At 62.5% G+C, this 14,100-nt stretch carries 11 protein-coding genes and 1 pseudogene; 5 read left to right on the forward strand and 7 right to left on the reverse strand.

What is annotated here, in order from left to right:
- Window positions 1-21: 21 nt before the first annotated feature.
- A complete protein-coding gene (gene pvdN / locus HU722_RS12475) occupies window positions 22-1,293 on the reverse strand; it encodes a pyoverdine-tailoring periplasmic protein PvdN (RefSeq protein ID WP_065891207.1) in 1,272 nt (423 codons plus the stop codon).
- A gap of 18 nt (window positions 1,294-1,311) precedes the next feature.
- Window positions 1,312-2,661, reverse strand: a complete 1,350-nt coding sequence (pvdM, locus tag HU722_RS12480) for a pyoverdine-tailoring dipeptidase-like protein PvdM (protein ID WP_065876026.1) — start codon at window positions 2,659-2,661, stop codon at window positions 1,312-1,314.
- Between the two features lie 142 nt (window positions 2,662-2,803).
- Between pvdM and pvdP the strand changes: the two genes are divergently transcribed.
- Window positions 2,804-4,432, forward strand: a complete 1,629-nt coding sequence (gene pvdP, locus HU722_RS12485) for a pyoverdine maturation tyrosinase PvdP (RefSeq protein WP_065891208.1) — start codon at window positions 2,804-2,806, stop codon at window positions 4,430-4,432.
- A gap of 47 nt (window positions 4,433-4,479) precedes the next feature.
- Here the strand turns inward: pvdP and HU722_RS12490 are convergent, their stop codons facing one another.
- Window positions 4,480-5,157, reverse strand: a complete 678-nt coding sequence (locus HU722_RS12490; RefSeq protein ID WP_175405799.1) for a response regulator transcription factor — start codon at window positions 5,155-5,157, stop codon at window positions 4,480-4,482.
- A gap of 543 nt (window positions 5,158-5,700) precedes the next feature.
- Here HU722_RS12490 and HU722_RS12495 point away from each other — a divergent pair.
- The 4 genes from HU722_RS12495 (at window position 5,701) to HU722_RS12510 (ending at window position 9,836) form a co-directional block, all read left to right on the forward strand.
- Complete coding sequence (locus tag HU722_RS12495; protein ID WP_065876029.1) at window positions 5,701-6,291, forward strand: antibiotic biosynthesis monooxygenase; 591 nt, start codon at window positions 5,701-5,703, stop codon at window positions 6,289-6,291.
- A complete protein-coding gene (locus HU722_RS12500; RefSeq protein ID WP_065891210.1) occupies window positions 6,288-8,126 on the forward strand; it encodes an amidohydrolase in 1,839 nt (612 codons plus the stop codon). The genes HU722_RS12495 and HU722_RS12500 overlap by 4 nt, the downstream gene beginning before the upstream one ends.
- A gap of 28 nt (window positions 8,127-8,154) precedes the next feature.
- The gene (ycaC, locus tag HU722_RS12505) at window positions 8,155-8,772 is read left to right on the forward strand and encodes an isochorismate family cysteine hydrolase YcaC (protein ID WP_065881774.1); all 618 of its coding nucleotides are present in this window, start codon (window positions 8,155-8,157) and stop codon (window positions 8,770-8,772) included.
- Window positions 8,773-8,954: 182 nt separating this feature from the next.
- Entirely contained in the window at window positions 8,955-9,836 is an 882-nt protein-coding gene (locus HU722_RS12510; RefSeq protein WP_065876031.1) for a LysR family transcriptional regulator, read from the forward strand.
- A gap of 124 nt (window positions 9,837-9,960) precedes the next feature.
- On the opposite strand, the pseudogene HU722_RS12515 reads toward HU722_RS12510, so the two are convergent.
- The 4 genes and pseudogenes from HU722_RS12515 to HU722_RS12530 all read right to left on the reverse strand — a co-directional run.
- Window positions 9,961-10,363: pseudogene (locus HU722_RS12515) on the reverse strand (NAD(P)-dependent oxidoreductase); the annotation flags it as partial.
- Window positions 10,360-11,529: an acyl-CoA dehydrogenase family protein gene (locus HU722_RS12520; RefSeq protein WP_186754667.1), complete on the reverse strand. Its 1,170-nt coding sequence runs from the start codon at window positions 11,527-11,529 to the stop codon at window positions 10,360-10,362. The pseudogene HU722_RS12515 and the gene HU722_RS12520, both read right to left, overlap by 4 nt.
- 216 nt (window positions 11,530-11,745) lie before the next feature.
- Entirely contained in the window at window positions 11,746-13,095 is a 1,350-nt protein-coding gene (locus HU722_RS12525; protein ID WP_065876034.1) for an LLM class flavin-dependent oxidoreductase, read from the reverse strand.
- Between the two features lie 12 nt (window positions 13,096-13,107).
- Entirely contained in the window at window positions 13,108-14,082 is a 975-nt protein-coding gene (locus tag HU722_RS12530) for an ABC transporter substrate-binding protein (protein ID WP_065876035.1), read from the reverse strand.
- Window positions 14,083-14,100 lie beyond the last annotated feature (18 nt).

Consider the following 14,100-nt stretch of genomic DNA (forward strand, 5'->3'; position numbering starts at 1 on the left):
TCAAAGGAAAAAGGGTGGGCGTCACACCTGCTGGCGAAGCAAGGTCATGAAACGCTGGATTTCATCGGAGGAATTGAGCAGGCCAGGGGCAGTGCGAATCACCGGGCCGACATCCCGGTTCACCGCGTCGATCACCACACGGCGTTTCATCATGTTGGCCGCGACGGCATCACAGTCCTTTCCTTTGACGCGGAAGAAGGTGAAGCCGGCCGACAGTTCGGGGCTGCGCGGCGTGACCAGTTCGATCTGCCGCTGCGCCAACAGCTGCTCCTTGAGTTCGGTATTCAGCGCACGAATGCGTGCCTGCACCTGCGCCTTGCCCAGTTGCAAGTGCAGCTTGAACGCCTCATCCGCCGCCCAGCGATGCTCGAAGGCGTGGTAGCCGCCCGGCGTCATGCGGGTGGCGAAGTCTTTGTCTTCGGAGAAGGTTGGCACCATCGGTGTCACGTATCGGTTGTCCGCGTCGCGGGCGCAGACAAGCCCGGTGCCGCGTGGGCCGAACATCCACTTGTGGGTGCCGGCGATAAAGAAGTCGCAATGCATGTCCGGGAAGTCGAGGTTTTCCACGCCGAAACCATGCACGCCATCCACCACATAGAGGATGCGGTCCTGGTCGTCGCGGTTGCGGTTGTGTTCGTCCACCAGCGTGCCGATTTCGCCAATGGGCAGTTTCACGCCACTGCCGGACTGCACCCAGGTCATGCCAAGCACGCGGGTGTTGGGGCGGATATGGCGCTGGATGTTGCCCAGCACCTCGTCGGCGGACACGCGGTGGGCGCTCTCGAATAACTTGATCCGGCGCACCTGCGTGCCTTCCTTGAGTGCGCGATAGTCCAGCACATTTTGGGTGGCGTAGTGCTCGTGGACGGTCGTAAGGATTTCCTGGTCGGGCCGTACCTTGATCCCGCCGTAGATCATCGCCAACCCTTCCGAAGTGCTGCCGGTGAGGGCGATCTGTGCAGGCGTGGCCTGCAAATAGCGGCCGGCCCACTCACGTACCTGGCCTTCACGCTTCCAGGTTTCCTGCAGGTCCCAGTCCATCGCCAGCCCTGGGTTGCGGTCGATCTGCGCCCGGTAACGCTCGATGGCCTCGCGTACCGGCTTGGGGTGCGAAGCCACCAGGAAGTTGGAGAAGTGCAGGTAATCCGGGTCTTGGTTGAACAGCTGCTTGAGGCCCGTCCATGGGGCATCTGTGGTGTTGGCGGCGATTGCTTGCGGGAGCAGCGCGGCGCCCAGTGGCAGGCTGGCGGCAAATACACCCGCCTGCTTGAGGAACGTACGGCGGTCGGTCATGGACGTGCTTCTAAGTGATTAGCGGTTGGCCAATGGCTTGGCGGCTTTTTGTACTTGGTCCCACACGCGCAGGAAGTTACCGCCCCACAGTTTGGCGATATCGGCTTCGGAATAGCCGCGCTGGATCAGTTCGGCGGTGACGTTGCGTATCTCGCCGACGTTCTCCCAGCCCTGGATGCCGCCGCCGTCGTTGAAGTCCGAGGAGATGCCGACGTGATCAATCCCGATCTTGCGCACCGTGTAGTCGACGGCGTCGCCCCAATCCTTGAGCGTGGCCTTGGGCTCCTCTTCAAGAATGCCGTACAGGCCTTGGGCATATTGGCCGAATTTCTGCTCGGGCCAGGCGGCAATGATCGCGTCGCCCGGCATCAAGGCCATGGCCAGGTTGGGCAGGGGAGGCAGGTCGAAACGTGCGCGCAGGGCATTGAGCTTGTCCTGGGTCGGCTGGCTCAAGGGGCGTAGATACGCCGGGAACCCCACGACCTGAACCACGCCGCCGCTGTTCTTGATCAGTTGCAGTTCCTTGTCACTGAGGTTGCGCGGGATATCCACCGACGCGCGTGGCGCTGAATGGGAGGCCACCATCGGTGTGCGGCTCAGCTGCGCCACTTGCTCGAGGGCCTTGGTCGACATCTGCGACACATCGATGATCACGCCCAGGTCGTTGAGGCGGTGCACGGCTTGTTGGCCAATCGGCGACAAGCCTTCGAGTGCGTCGGCGGAGTCATTGAAAAACGGCAGTGGGCGCGAAGAATCGGACCAGGCGTTATTGCCGATATAGCTGAACCCGAACATGCGCATGCCGCGTGCGGCCCACAGGTCCAGCTGGTTCAAGTCGTTGCCCAAGGGGTAGGCATTGAGCATGCTGATAAAGATCGCGAACTTGCCCTCGCCATGCAGGCGCCGGAAGTCGTCCGGGGTGTAGGCAATGCCCACCTGGTTGGGAAAGTCGCGGACCATGCCGGAGATGATCTTGAAGCGCACCTCTTGCTCATGGCGCGCCTCTTCGACAAAACCGTCGGTGGGCTTGTGCGGGGCGTTGGGGCCGTTCCAGATTTCCGGCCAGCCAAAAATCGTCAGGGCCGCGCCGGACAAGCGGCCACGAGCCGCCTTGGCCAGGTCGAATTGGCCGTTGCCATCCTTGTCGGCCTCGTTGTCGATGCCGCCGAAATCCAGGGGCACGGTGATATGGCTGTCGAATGACAACAGGCGATCCTGCATTTCATTGGCCTGCTTGATCACTTCCAGCGGGTAGCCGGCATTGCCCCTGAACCAGTGATCCCAGGCCAGGAAGCCGGCTCCGGCGCCAATGGCGAGTGCCAGCGGCAGGCCGATATACAACGCCTTTTTCGAACGTGGTTTTGTCATTGCCATCTCAGTCAGTTGAGGCCTTTGCTATCAGGGAAGAACGAGCGTCGGGCACAGAAATTTAGGCGGCGGGCAGGTCGCGGTAAATTTCCCCGGCCTGCAAACGTTCTAGCTCTGATTAAGCCGTTTCCTAAGGTAGACAATGACGATCTCTCGACGTGGGTTCATCGCAGGCCTGGCGCTGACTGGCGCGGCTGTGCCCGCGGCCTTGTATGCCCATCGCGAGTTGACGCGTGAAGAGTTTCCCATCACCCCTGGCGAAGCCACCGTGGACTTGGCGGATACCGACGGCCAGCACCTGGCGAACACCCTGCGAGGGGTGTGGAACCTGCGCCTGGAAGGTCGCGACGCGGGCCTCAAGGGCTTACCGTTGCAAGGCCTGATGTTGCTGCTCGACATTGCCCCCCGTGGGCGCGGCCTGCGCGGCTACCTGGACACTGCCGCCAACCTGCGCGCCGAGGGTGAGCCTCGTTACCGGGTGCTCGGGGACCTGCTGACGGGCGAGGGTGCCGTGCTGTATTGGCGATTGATCGACCGCGACTCGGCCGACGGCATACCCGCCTACGAATTCAAGATGACCCTTGATGAAGTCTGGGCCAACTTCGCCAATGCCGGCAGCGCTACCCTCAGCGGGCAGATTCTTGAGCTGGACCGGCCGCTGGCGCTGGTTGAGCGCGACAATCGTTTTATCGCCCACAAGCAAGCGTTTCCTGAAGCGCGCGAACGCATCGGCCTCAACCCGGCCCTGTTGGCCTGGCTGATTGCTCCCGAGCACCGCTTGTTCCACCAACTGTGGCACGCCACCCGCGACCAATGGCACAAACTCTCCGAAGAAAAACGCGACGCTCTGCGCGGCATCGGCTGGCAACCCGGCCCGCGGGGCCAGGAGCGCGACGCCCGGGGCAAGCGCAAAGACCGCAACGGCTCGGGCATCGACTTCTTCTTCATGCACCGGCACATGCTCGGCACCGCGCGCTCCCTGCAGGATTTGCCCTCGTGGCCGCAATTCCCCGAACCGCAGCCGGCGTTGGAACGTGATCGACTGGGCTTCCTGCGTTACTTCGACAACCACGACGGCTTCGCGCTGCCGCCCACGTGGTCGGCGCCGGATGACAGCGCCTACACCCAGTGGGTCAGCGACATCAAGGCCGCCGAGACCTATCACAGCAACTTTCAGGTGTGGGAATCCCAATACCGCGACCCCCGTTATTTGTCCAAACTGACACTCGGGCAGTTGGGTTCAGAGATGGAGTTGGGCCTGCACGACTGGCTGCACATGCGCTGGGCCTCGGTGCCGCGTGACCCCTCCAACGGTGCGCCGGTGCCGTTCGCCCGTGACCCGTCCGACTTCGCCCCACGCTGGTACACGGCGGAGAACGACTTTCTCGGCGACCCGTTTTCCTCCCATGTGAACCCAGTGTTCTGGCACTTTCACGGCTGGATCGACGACCGTATCGAAGACTGGTTTCGCGCCCATGAGCGCTTCAATCCGGGTGAAGTCCGCCGCATGCAAGTCAACGGCGTGGCCTGGTTCGCGCCGGGCCGCTGGGTCGAGGTGGGAGACCCGTGGCTGGGCCCGGATACGCATGGCTGCAGTACGACGCCGGGGTTGCAGATGGGGCGGTCGATGGAAATGGACCCGGAGACCATGAAACTGGCGCTGCGGATCACCTTTGGCGAAGACGAAGGCATGTTGCAGGGGCTGTTCAAGCGAGTGCCGAAGCGGCCCTGGTATGCGCGGCACCTGAAGCTGAAGCCGCGCGAGGTTTGAGTGCCCGGCTGCGACCCGACAAGCCAGCGCCACAGGGCGGTGGTGCTTCATGGATGTGCAGCCGTGTCATCCTCCGTCGAATACAGCCACCGCAACAACGAATGCCGCCCACTGATCCCCAGCTTGATCGCTGCGCGTTTCAAGTAACTCTCGATGGTATTGACCTTCAATGCCAACTCCTCTGCCAGCTCCGGCGCCGTGCGCCCGGCCAGCAGCCCCAGGCACACCTCGAGCTCACGGTTGGACAACGTTAGCCCTGACTGTACCAACCGCTCTTCAATGCGCCGGCGCAGGGTTTCGATACCCTGGTTTTGCGGCATCACCGGGTCGCTGTCCTGGCGGCACGGGTGGATTGCCGCGATGTGCTTTTCCACCATGGGCAACAGCAGCGTGGAGAAGTCCTGCAGCATGCTGCGTTCCTGCGGCGAGAAGTTGTCTGACGGGTGTGAGCGATACACCGACAGCACGTAGCGTACGTCGTCCTTGTGGCGGGTGAGGTGCAATTGCGCGGCGTGCTGTTCCCCGTCCAGGGTTGCCACCGAGTCGGTATAGACCGGGCTGATCTTGCGGCGGGTGTGCCCGTCGGTACTGACCTGCAATTGGGTGATATGGGTGGCGTCCACTGCCAGTTGGGTGAGGATAAGGTCATGCAGCATGCGTGGGAAATGGCGACTGCCGGTGCTGGCGATGACCTTGCCAATATGAGGAAACAAGTGTGCGTTCATCAATTCGTCCATGAGGCGTGCAGGTGCTCGGCTTTATAGCGGCGGGGATTGAGAGGCTAGCCAATGCGAACAACCTGCCGTGATAGTCCTTCCCGCCGGGACCTATGCTAGTACAGCCTGGCGGCGGGAAGGGGATCCAATCTGAAAAGATCGGCTCAAGCACTCACAAGCTGAGTACGACGCGGCGCGGCGCGCGCGCACTTAGCCAGCTCCCACAGGAAAGCAGACCTGCGGAGTACCCCAAAACTGCTTTTGATCTGCTCTGCTTTTGATCTGGCTTGTGATCTTGATCTGAGGCGGCCCTGAGGGCACGCGGAGCCTAAGCGAGGTGCCGAGTGGTGGGGCAAGAGCCCTTTGCTTACTTTGGGCTGGGCCGGCATTCCGGCTTTTCCAAAGTGAGCCGCCGTAAGGGCGGAACCCTAAGTTGCCGTTACCCAAATAACGGATATGTACCCCCCAAACAGCACGTACATCCAATTTTCCCCACCCCAACCCCCTGCAAACTACCCTCATCGCTGAAACATCAAGGCAGAGGGACACCCCATGGACCCAGCACCAAAACCAGGCTCCGACGAAGTCGTCACCCTGGTGGTCAAACACCTGATCAAACAAGGCAGTGAAGCCGATTACGAAGCCTGGCTACGCCGCATCGTGCGCATCGCCGGCGACCGTCCTGGCCATCTGGGCGTCGATGTGGTGCGCGGTAAGCAGGGCAAGCTGGCGTTGTTCACCTGCGTATTGCGCTACCGCTCCACCGATGACCTGAAAACCTGGCTCGACTCCCCAGAGCGCAAAACCCTGATCGCCGAAGCCACGCCCATGCTGGCCGACGGCGACAAGACCGAAATCGGCGCCGCCAACGAATTTTGGTTCGCGCCCCTGGCCGACAGCGCCGCCAAGCCGCCGCGCTGGAAGCAGGCGGTGGTCAGCCTGTTCGTGATTCTGCCGCAGACCTTGCTGTTGCCGTTCATCTGGGGGCCGATCCTGCGTCTGCACCCGTTCTTGTCCAACTACGTGGTCTCCACCTTTCTGGTCACCCTGACCATCGTCCTGCTGGTGGTCTACCTGCTGATGCCGGCGGCTACCCGCCTGTTCGCTCCCTGGCTTGAAGCCTCTGTAAAGGAAACCCTATGAACGCCGATCTGATTCTGTTCAATGGCCAGTTCCACACCGTGGACCGTGAAAACCCACGTGCAACCGCCGTCGCCATCAGCCAGGGGCGATTTGTTGCCGTAGGCACCGACGGTGAAGCCATGGCGCGACGTGGCAGCGGCACGAAGGTAATCGACCTCAAGGGCCGCACCGTCATCCCCGGCCTCAACGACTCGCACCTGCACCTGATCCGTGGCGGCCTGAACTACAACCTTGAACTGCGCTGGGAAGGCGTGCCGTCCCTGGCCGATGCCTTGCGCATGCTCAAGGACCAGGCTGATCGAACCCCGACGCCGCAATGGGTGCGTGTGGTCGGTGGCTGGAACGAATTCCAGTTCGCGGAAAAGCGCATGCCAACCCTGGAAGAGTTGAACCAGGCCGCGCCGGATACCCCGGTCTTCGTGCTGCACCTTTACGACCGTGCCTTGCTCAACCGTGCCGCGCTGCGTGTGGCCGGCTACACCAAGGACACGCCAAACCCTCCGGGTGGCGAGATCGTGCGTGACAGCAATGGCAACCCCACTGGCATGCTGGTGGCGCGGCCTAACGCTATGATCCTGTATTCGACCCTGGCCAAGGGCCCGAAACTGCCGCTGGAATACCAGGTCAACTCGACCCGCCAGTTCATGCGCGAGCTCAATCGCCTGGGGCTCACCAGCGCCATTGATGCCGGCGGTGGTTTCCAGAACTACCCCGATGACTACGCGGTGATCGAGCAACTGGCCAAAGACGAACAGTTGACGGTGCGCATCGCCTACAACCTGTTCACCCAGAAGCCCAAGGAAGAACTCAGCGACTTCAAGAACTGGACCGGCAGCGTCACCCTGCACCAGGGCGATGACTACCTGCGCCACAACGGCGCGGGCGAGATGCTGGTGTTCTCGGCGGCGGACTTCGAAGACTTCCTTGAGCCGCGCCCCGACTTGCCGCTGACCATGGAGCAGGAGCTGGAGCCGGTGGTGCGCCATCTGGTGGAGCAGCGCTGGCCGTTCCGTCTGCACGCGACTTATGACGAATCCATCTCGCGCATGCTCGACGTGTTTGAGAAGGTCAACCGCGATATCCCGTTCAACGGTTTGCCGTGGTTCTTCGATCACGCCGAAACCATCACCCCGAAAAACATCGAGCGCGTACGTGCCCTCGGCGGCGGGATTGCGATTCAGGACCGCATGGCGTTCCAGGGCGAGTACTTCGTCGAGCGTTACGGCGCCAAAGCAGCCGAAGCCACGCCGCCGATCAAACGCATGTTGGCCGAAGGCGTACCGGTAGGGGCGGGCACTGACGCCACGCGGGTGTCGAGCTACAACCCATGGACCTCGTTGTACTGGATGGTCAGCGGGCGCACCGTCGGCGGCCTGGAGCTGCACGCCGAAGGCCTGCCGCGCCTCACCGCGCTGGAACTGTTCACCCATGGCAGCGCCTGGTTCTCGTCCGAACAGGGCAAGAAGGGCCAGATCAAGGTTGGGCAATTGGCGGATGTGGCCGCGCTGTCGGCGGACTTTTTCAGTGTCGATGAAGAAGCCATCAAGTGGATCGAATCGGTACTGACCGTGGTCGGCGGCAACGTGGTCTACGGTGCTGGCGATTTCGAAGATTACGCACCGCCACGGGTTCCGGTGCTGCCGGACTGGTCGCCGGTGGTCAAGGTGCCGGGTCACTGGCGTCCAAGTTCGCCTTTGCAAGCTCAGGTTCACCACTGCAGCGGCCCGTGCGGCGTGCATTCCCACAGCCATGAAAAGGCGCGTCTTTCCAGCGTGCCGGTCAGCGACTTCCAGGGTTTCTGGGGGGCGTTTGGCTGCTCGTGCTTTGCTTTCTGAATCCCCTACATCCCACAGGAGTTACCCCATGACTTACAAGCGCTTGAACAAAGATGACGCCGTTGTCCTGTTGGTCGATCACCAGACCGGCCTGATCTCGCTGGTACAGGACTTCTCTCCGAACGAATTCAAGAACAACGTACTGGCCCTGGCCGACGTCGCGAAGTTCTTCAACCTGCCGACCATCCTCACTACAAGCTTTGAAAGCGGCCCTAACGGTCCGCTGGTTCCAGAGCTCAAAGCCATGTTCCCGGACGCGCCGTACATCCCGCGCCCTGGCCAGATCAACGCCTGGGACAACGAAGATTTCGTCAAGGCCGTCAAGGCAACCGGCCGCAAGCAGATCATCATCGCCGGCGTGGTGACTGATGTCTGCGTGGCGTTCCCAACCCTGTGCGCCCTGGATGAAGGCTTCGAAGTGTTCGTGGTCACCGACGCTTCCGGCACCTTCAACGAAACCGTGCAACAGGCTGCCTGGGCGCGCATGACCGCCGCCGGTGCCCAACTGGTGAACTGGTTCTCGGTGGCCTGTGAGCTGCAAGTTGACTGGCGCAACGACATGGAAGGCCTGGCCAACCTGCTGTCGCCACGCATCCCTAACTACCGCAACCTGATGAACAGCTACTCGGCGTTTACGGCCAAGTAACTGTATAAACACCGCACTGCTGAACCCTGTGGGAGCCGGGCTTGCCCGCGAGGGCGGTGTGTCAGCTGACAGCAATGTTGGCTGACACACCGCCATCGCAGGCAAGCCAGCTCCCACATTTTGTTTTGTGGTGTGGCCACTCACAGGCTATAAGTCCGCTAAATGTCCACCGAGAAGCGACAATGAACCCCTTTGAAGACATGCGCCTGTTCTGCCAAGTCATGGAATCCGGCAGTTTTACCGCCGCCGCCGAACAGCTGGGCCTGTCCAAGCAGTTCGTCAGCCGCCGCCTGATCCAACTGGAAGATCGCCTGGGCGTGCGCCTGCTCAACCGCTCCACACGCCGCCTGGATGTCACGCCACTCGGCCAGAGTTATTACGAATCCGCCTTGCGCCTGCTCAGTGAAGTCGAGCAAGTGGAGCAGGGCATTGCCGGGCAGAACAGCGAGCCACGCGGCACCATTCGCCTCAGCGCGCCGTTGTCGTTTGCCATGGCCCATTTGGGCTGCCTGTTGCCGCAGTTTTTGCAGCGCCATCCGCAGGTGTCGGTGGAAGTCGACTTAAGCGATCGCCCCGTGGACCTGATCGGCGAGGGCTACGATCTGGTGCTGCGCATTGGCACCTTGGAAGATTCCACCCTGATCGCCCGCCGTATTGCCAGCATCCCACGGGTGTACTGCGCCAGCCCCGAGTACCTGGCCCTGCGCGGTACGCCGTTGCAGCCCGAGGACCTGGCCCAGCACGATTGCCTGCCTTATGGCCATGGCCGCCAGGTGCAATGGCGCTTCAAGGGCAAGGTGCAGGCGCTGAATGTCAGCGGGCGCATGCGCGTCAATAACGGCGACCTGCTGCGCGATACCGCCATTGCTGGGCTGGGCGTGACGTACCTGCCGACCTTTATCGTCGGCGATGCGTTGAAGGACGGCCGCCTGGTCAGCCTACTGGACGAGTTCGCCCCCGAAGCCCTGACCCTGTCGGCCGTGTACCCGCAACACCGGCAGAGCTCGCGACCGGTGCAGGCGCTGGTGGAGTTCCTGCGTGAGCGCCTGGCGAATGATGGTTAACCAAGTGCAGATGTCCAGGGCTTGTATGGGTTCCTGGATCTTGTTTGTGAAGGCCGCAAGCGAACCCTTTGACGTGGTGACAATGGGGGCTGATGTAACGATTTCCCGCCTGCACGGTTGGCTAAGGCTCGGCCACATCCAGCGACGCCAGCCCTATCTGCCCATTGTCCAGCGCTTCCAGCAGCGCCTCCTGATCCAGCAAACCACCTCGGGCAATGTTGATCAGATGCAGCCCCGGCTTGGCACTGCCCAGCACATCACGGTTCATGATATGCCGCGTGGCCTCGGTCAGCGGCGCTGCCCCGCGAGGTGGTCACCGGGGGCCGTTGAACAGCCATTGCGGATAAAAGTCGATGCCTGACGACACCAGGTGCACCCACTGTGCGCCGTAAGGCCAACCCGGAGGCAGGGTGTCCGGGGCGGTGTAGCCGCGCACGTTGATCGGGCGCAGCAGCAGGATATTCGCGCTCGCGGATCACGTCGTTGTAGTCTTCGTCCAACTGGCTGGCAATCATCACCTGACTCATGAGCGTTCCTTCTGGCGTTGGGCAAAAACGGCTTTGCCGACGCCTTGCAGGACGGCGTCGTTCTGCGGGGTATGCACGCGACTGCACAGCACGTCACGGTAATGCCGCTGCAACGGGCTATGACGTGACAGGCCAGGGTTGCCCGACGCCTCGATGGCCAGCTCCACGGCGCGGATGGCGTTGTGGGTCACCAGGTACTTCAACTGCGCCGCATTGGCCGCTGGGGTGTGGCCCTCGGCGGCGGCGTCGAGCAGGCTGCGGTTGGCAAACAGCAGGGTGTCGATATGACCGACGGTTTCCTGGAAGCGCGGCAAGGTCGACAGCGCGGCGCCGAGGTTGGACGGTGCGCGCGCTTCCAGCCACGTCACCAACCAGTCCCGCGCGGCCTGGGCCACGGCGTCATACACCGAGGACAGCAACACCGACATCCACAGCAAACCTTCGCCATCCAGCTCCGGCGTCGGCGCGCTCCACGGGCTGACGCTGACGGCGTGGTCCAGTGGCACCAGCACATTGTCGAGCACCACTTCATGGCTGCAAGTAGCACGCATGCCAAGGTGATCCCACGTGTCGATGATGCTGACGCCGGGGCTGTCTTTTCGCACCAGCCAAGCGCCAACCAGCGGGTCGGCGTCATCGCTGCGCGCCCACACGCTGAACCAGCTCAAGCCATGGCTGCCGGTGGAGTAGATCTTTCGCCCGCTGATGCGCCAGCCTTCGGCGGTGCGCACGGCGGTGGTCGCCGGAAGGCCGCCACGGGCCGGGGTGCCGAGGTCGGGTTCGACGCGCAGGGCGTTGATCAAGGCGCCGTTGCGCACCGCGTCTTCGGCCACTTGCTTGCGCAGGTGGGGCGGCCAGGTCTTACTGCCTTGCAGGCGCGTGTGCTGCAGGTACTGCATCACCAGGATCAGCGCGGTGGAAGGCTCACCCTTGGCAATCGCACGGATTGCCTTGCGCGCCTGGGGCAGGCTGGCGCCGCCGCCGCCCAAGGATCTGGGCACGGTGAGGGCGACCAAGCCGTGCTCGTGCAGCAACGTGAAGTTGGCGTGGGGGAAGACGCCGCTCTCGTCATAGACGTGCGCGGTGCCTGCCAGCTCGGCGCTGAGGCGTTCGAGCAGGGCGTCGAAGTTGGCGACTTCCACGGAGCGGAGAGACGGTTGGGTCATAAGCATGTACTCGGTCAACAATGGGGGAGCGGCTTGTGTGCGCTGGTCGTGGGGCATAGGCGTGTAGTGAGCGGGCTTGCCCCGCGCTGGGTTGCGAAGCAGCCCCAAACCAGGCGAATCGGGTCTATCTGGAAATCGCAGTGTCTTTAGTTGGGCTGCTTCGCAGCCCAGCGCGGGGCAAGCCCGCTCACTACAGGTTCTGGCTGCGGGTGGCGGTCATGCCAGCGCCTCTTGTTTTTCTTCAAGCTCGGCGGCGACACTGTAGCGATTGGCCGGCACGTCCAGGCCGAGGTTGTCGCGCAGGGTATGCCCGCTGTAGTCGGTGCGGAACAGACCGCGCTGTTGCAGCACCGGCACCACTAGTTCTGTGAAGTATTGCAAGCCATCCGGCAGCACCGAGTTGATGATGAAACCATCGCTGGCGCCGCTTTCGAACCAGGTCTGGATGGCATCGGCGACGTGTTCCGGCGTGCCGACAAAATCACGTTTTGGCCGCGAGAAGCGCAGGGCCACTTCGCGCAGGGTCAGGCCTTCGTCCTTGGCCAGTTGCTTGATGCGGTCGGAGCCGCCTTTCTGGCTGTTGGAACCGAGGTCGCCGAGTTCCGGAAAGGGCGCGTCCAGCGGGTATTGACTGAAGTCATGGTCGTTGAAGGGGCGGCCGAGGGCGACGATGGCGTCTTCCACGGTGACCAGGTCCACGGCCTGCTGGTAGCGGCTTTCCACTTCTGCTTGATCACGGCCGACAATCGGGCGGATACCCGGCAGGATCGACAGGCTGCCCGCGTCACGGCCAAAGCTTTTAGCGCGGCGTTTGAGGTCTTGGGTATAGGCCCGGCCTTCCTCGATGCTCTCCACATGCACAAAGATCGCATCGGAGTGTTGCGCGGCAAAGTTGCGCCCGTCTTCCGACGTGCCTGCCTGGAAAATCACCGGCTGCCCCTGGCGCGAGCGCGCGATATTCAGCGGGCCTTTGACCGAGAAAAACTCGCCCTTGTGGTTCAGCGCATGCAGTTTGCCGGGGGTGAAAAATTCGCCGGTCTGCTTGTTGTAGGCAAACGCGTCGTCTTCCCAGGAGTCCCACAGGCCCTTGACCGTGTTCAGGTGTTCCTTGGCAATGCGGTAGCGCACGGCATGCGGCGGATGTTCCGCTTTGCCGAAGTTGTCCGCAGTGCCGCTGAGCCACGAGGTGACGACGTTCCACCCGGCGCGGCCGCCGCTGATATGGTCCAGGGACGAAAACTGCCGCGCCACCTGGTAGGGCTCGGTGTAGCTGACGGTCACGGTGGCAACCAGTCCGATATTCGTCGTGATCGCGGCCAGCGCCGAAAGGATGGTCAGCGGCTCAAACCGATTGAGGTAATGCGGGCTGGATTTGGCGTGGATATGCAGGCTGTCGGCGATAAACACGAAGTCGAACTTGGCGGCTTCGGCCAATTCAGTCTGCTGCTGGTAGAAACCAAAGTCGGTGCTGGCATTCGGTTGGGCCTGCGGGTGGCGCCATTCGCCCCAACCGTGACCGACTCCGTGGACCATGGCACCGAGTTTCAATTGACGTGGCTTGCTCATGTTCTGCTCCTTCTAGCGCGATGCTTGGGAAAGTGGGACACGCTTGGCGTTAAAGCTCTTGTCGAAGCCCTGCGACACATCGATGTGCTTGGTCAGCAGGCCTTCTTGTTGATAGGTGTCGGCGGTCGCTTGCAAGCCGCGGATGACCGAGTCGTCGATAGCGACCGGCGTCAGGTGGGTGTCCTTGGCCACTTCTACATGCACTTCCAGCGGCAGGCCGGTGATCTTGGCCTGGGCGGCAGCGTATTCGTCGGGGTGGGTATTGGCCCAGGCGTAGGCACGGTCGACGCGGGCGACAAAGTCGTCGAGTTGCGGGCGCTTGTCGGCGATGGCTTGGCTGGTAGCCGCGAGGTACAGGTGATTGCTCAACAGCTGGCGGCCGCTGACCAGTACGCGGGCCTGGCTTTGCGAGGTGACTACGGTGGTGTACGGGTCCCAGGTGGACCACGCGTCGACGCTGCCGTTATCCAGCACCAGGCGTGATTCGCTGGGCAGCAGGAAAATGAACTGCACGTCCTTGGTGGTAAGGCCGGCGCTGGCGAGCGCCTTGATTGCCAGGTAATGCCCGATGGAACCGCGCCCGGTGACGATTTTTTTGCCCTTGAGATCGGCGACGCTCTTGATCGGCGAGTCCTTGGGCACCAGCAGGGCGGTGGTGTTGCGCCCTTCGGCGTGGATGATGCTGACCACCTTGAGCGACCCACCGGCGCCGAGGGCAAACACGTAAGGCGCATCGCCCAGGGCGCCGATGTCCACCGCATTGGCATTCAAGGCTTCGCCCAGCGGCGAGGCGGACGGGAATTCCGACCACTGGATTGCATAGGGCACGTTTTTGGTTTCGCCGGAGACTTCCAGCAGCGCCTTGATCGTCGATTTCTGATTGGCTACCCGCAGCGGTTGCAGGTCGGCGGCATGGGCGCTGGACATCAGGCCGAGCGCCAGGGCTGTGCCCAGGAACAGGCGCTTGAAGGGTTGGGTGTAAAGCATGGGCAAACTCCAGGCGTT

This window comes from Pseudomonas tritici, from assembly GCF_014268275.3.
Classification (GTDB): domain Bacteria; phylum Pseudomonadota; class Gammaproteobacteria; order Pseudomonadales; family Pseudomonadaceae; genus Aquipseudomonas; species Aquipseudomonas tritici.

Coding starts and splice junctions, on each gene's coding strand:
- HU722_RS12490 (WP_175405799.1), bottom strand. CDS start 5,157: ATGAACGCACACTTGTTTCCTCATATTGGCAAGGTCATCGCCAGCACC.
- ycaC (WP_065881774.1), top strand. CDS start 8,155: ATGACTTACAAGCGCTTGAACAAAGATGACGCCGTTGTCCTGTTGGTC.
- HU722_RS12520 (WP_186754667.1), bottom strand. CDS start 11,529: ATGACCCAACCGTCTCTCCGCTCCGTGGAAGTCGCCAACTTCGACGCC.
- HU722_RS12525 (WP_065876034.1), bottom strand. CDS start 13,095: ATGAGCAAGCCACGTCAATTGAAACTCGGTGCCATGGTCCACGGAGTC.
- HU722_RS12500 (WP_065891210.1), top strand. CDS start 6,288: ATGAACGCCGATCTGATTCTGTTCAATGGCCAGTTCCACACCGTGGAC.
- HU722_RS12530 (WP_065876035.1), bottom strand. CDS start 14,082: ATGCTTTACACCCAACCCTTCAAGCGCCTGTTCCTGGGCACAGCCCTG.
- pvdM (WP_065876026.1), bottom strand. CDS start 2,661: ATGACAAAACCACGTTCGAAAAAGGCGTTGTATATCGGCCTGCCGCTG.
- pvdP (WP_065891208.1), top strand. CDS start 2,804: ATGACGATCTCTCGACGTGGGTTCATCGCAGGCCTGGCGCTGACTGGC.
- pvdN (WP_065891207.1), bottom strand. CDS start 1,293: ATGACCGACCGCCGTACGTTCCTCAAGCAGGCGGGTGTATTTGCCGCC.
- HU722_RS12510 (WP_065876031.1), top strand. CDS start 8,955: ATGAACCCCTTTGAAGACATGCGCCTGTTCTGCCAAGTCATGGAATCC.
- HU722_RS12495 (WP_065876029.1), top strand. CDS start 5,701: ATGGACCCAGCACCAAAACCAGGCTCCGACGAAGTCGTCACCCTGGTG.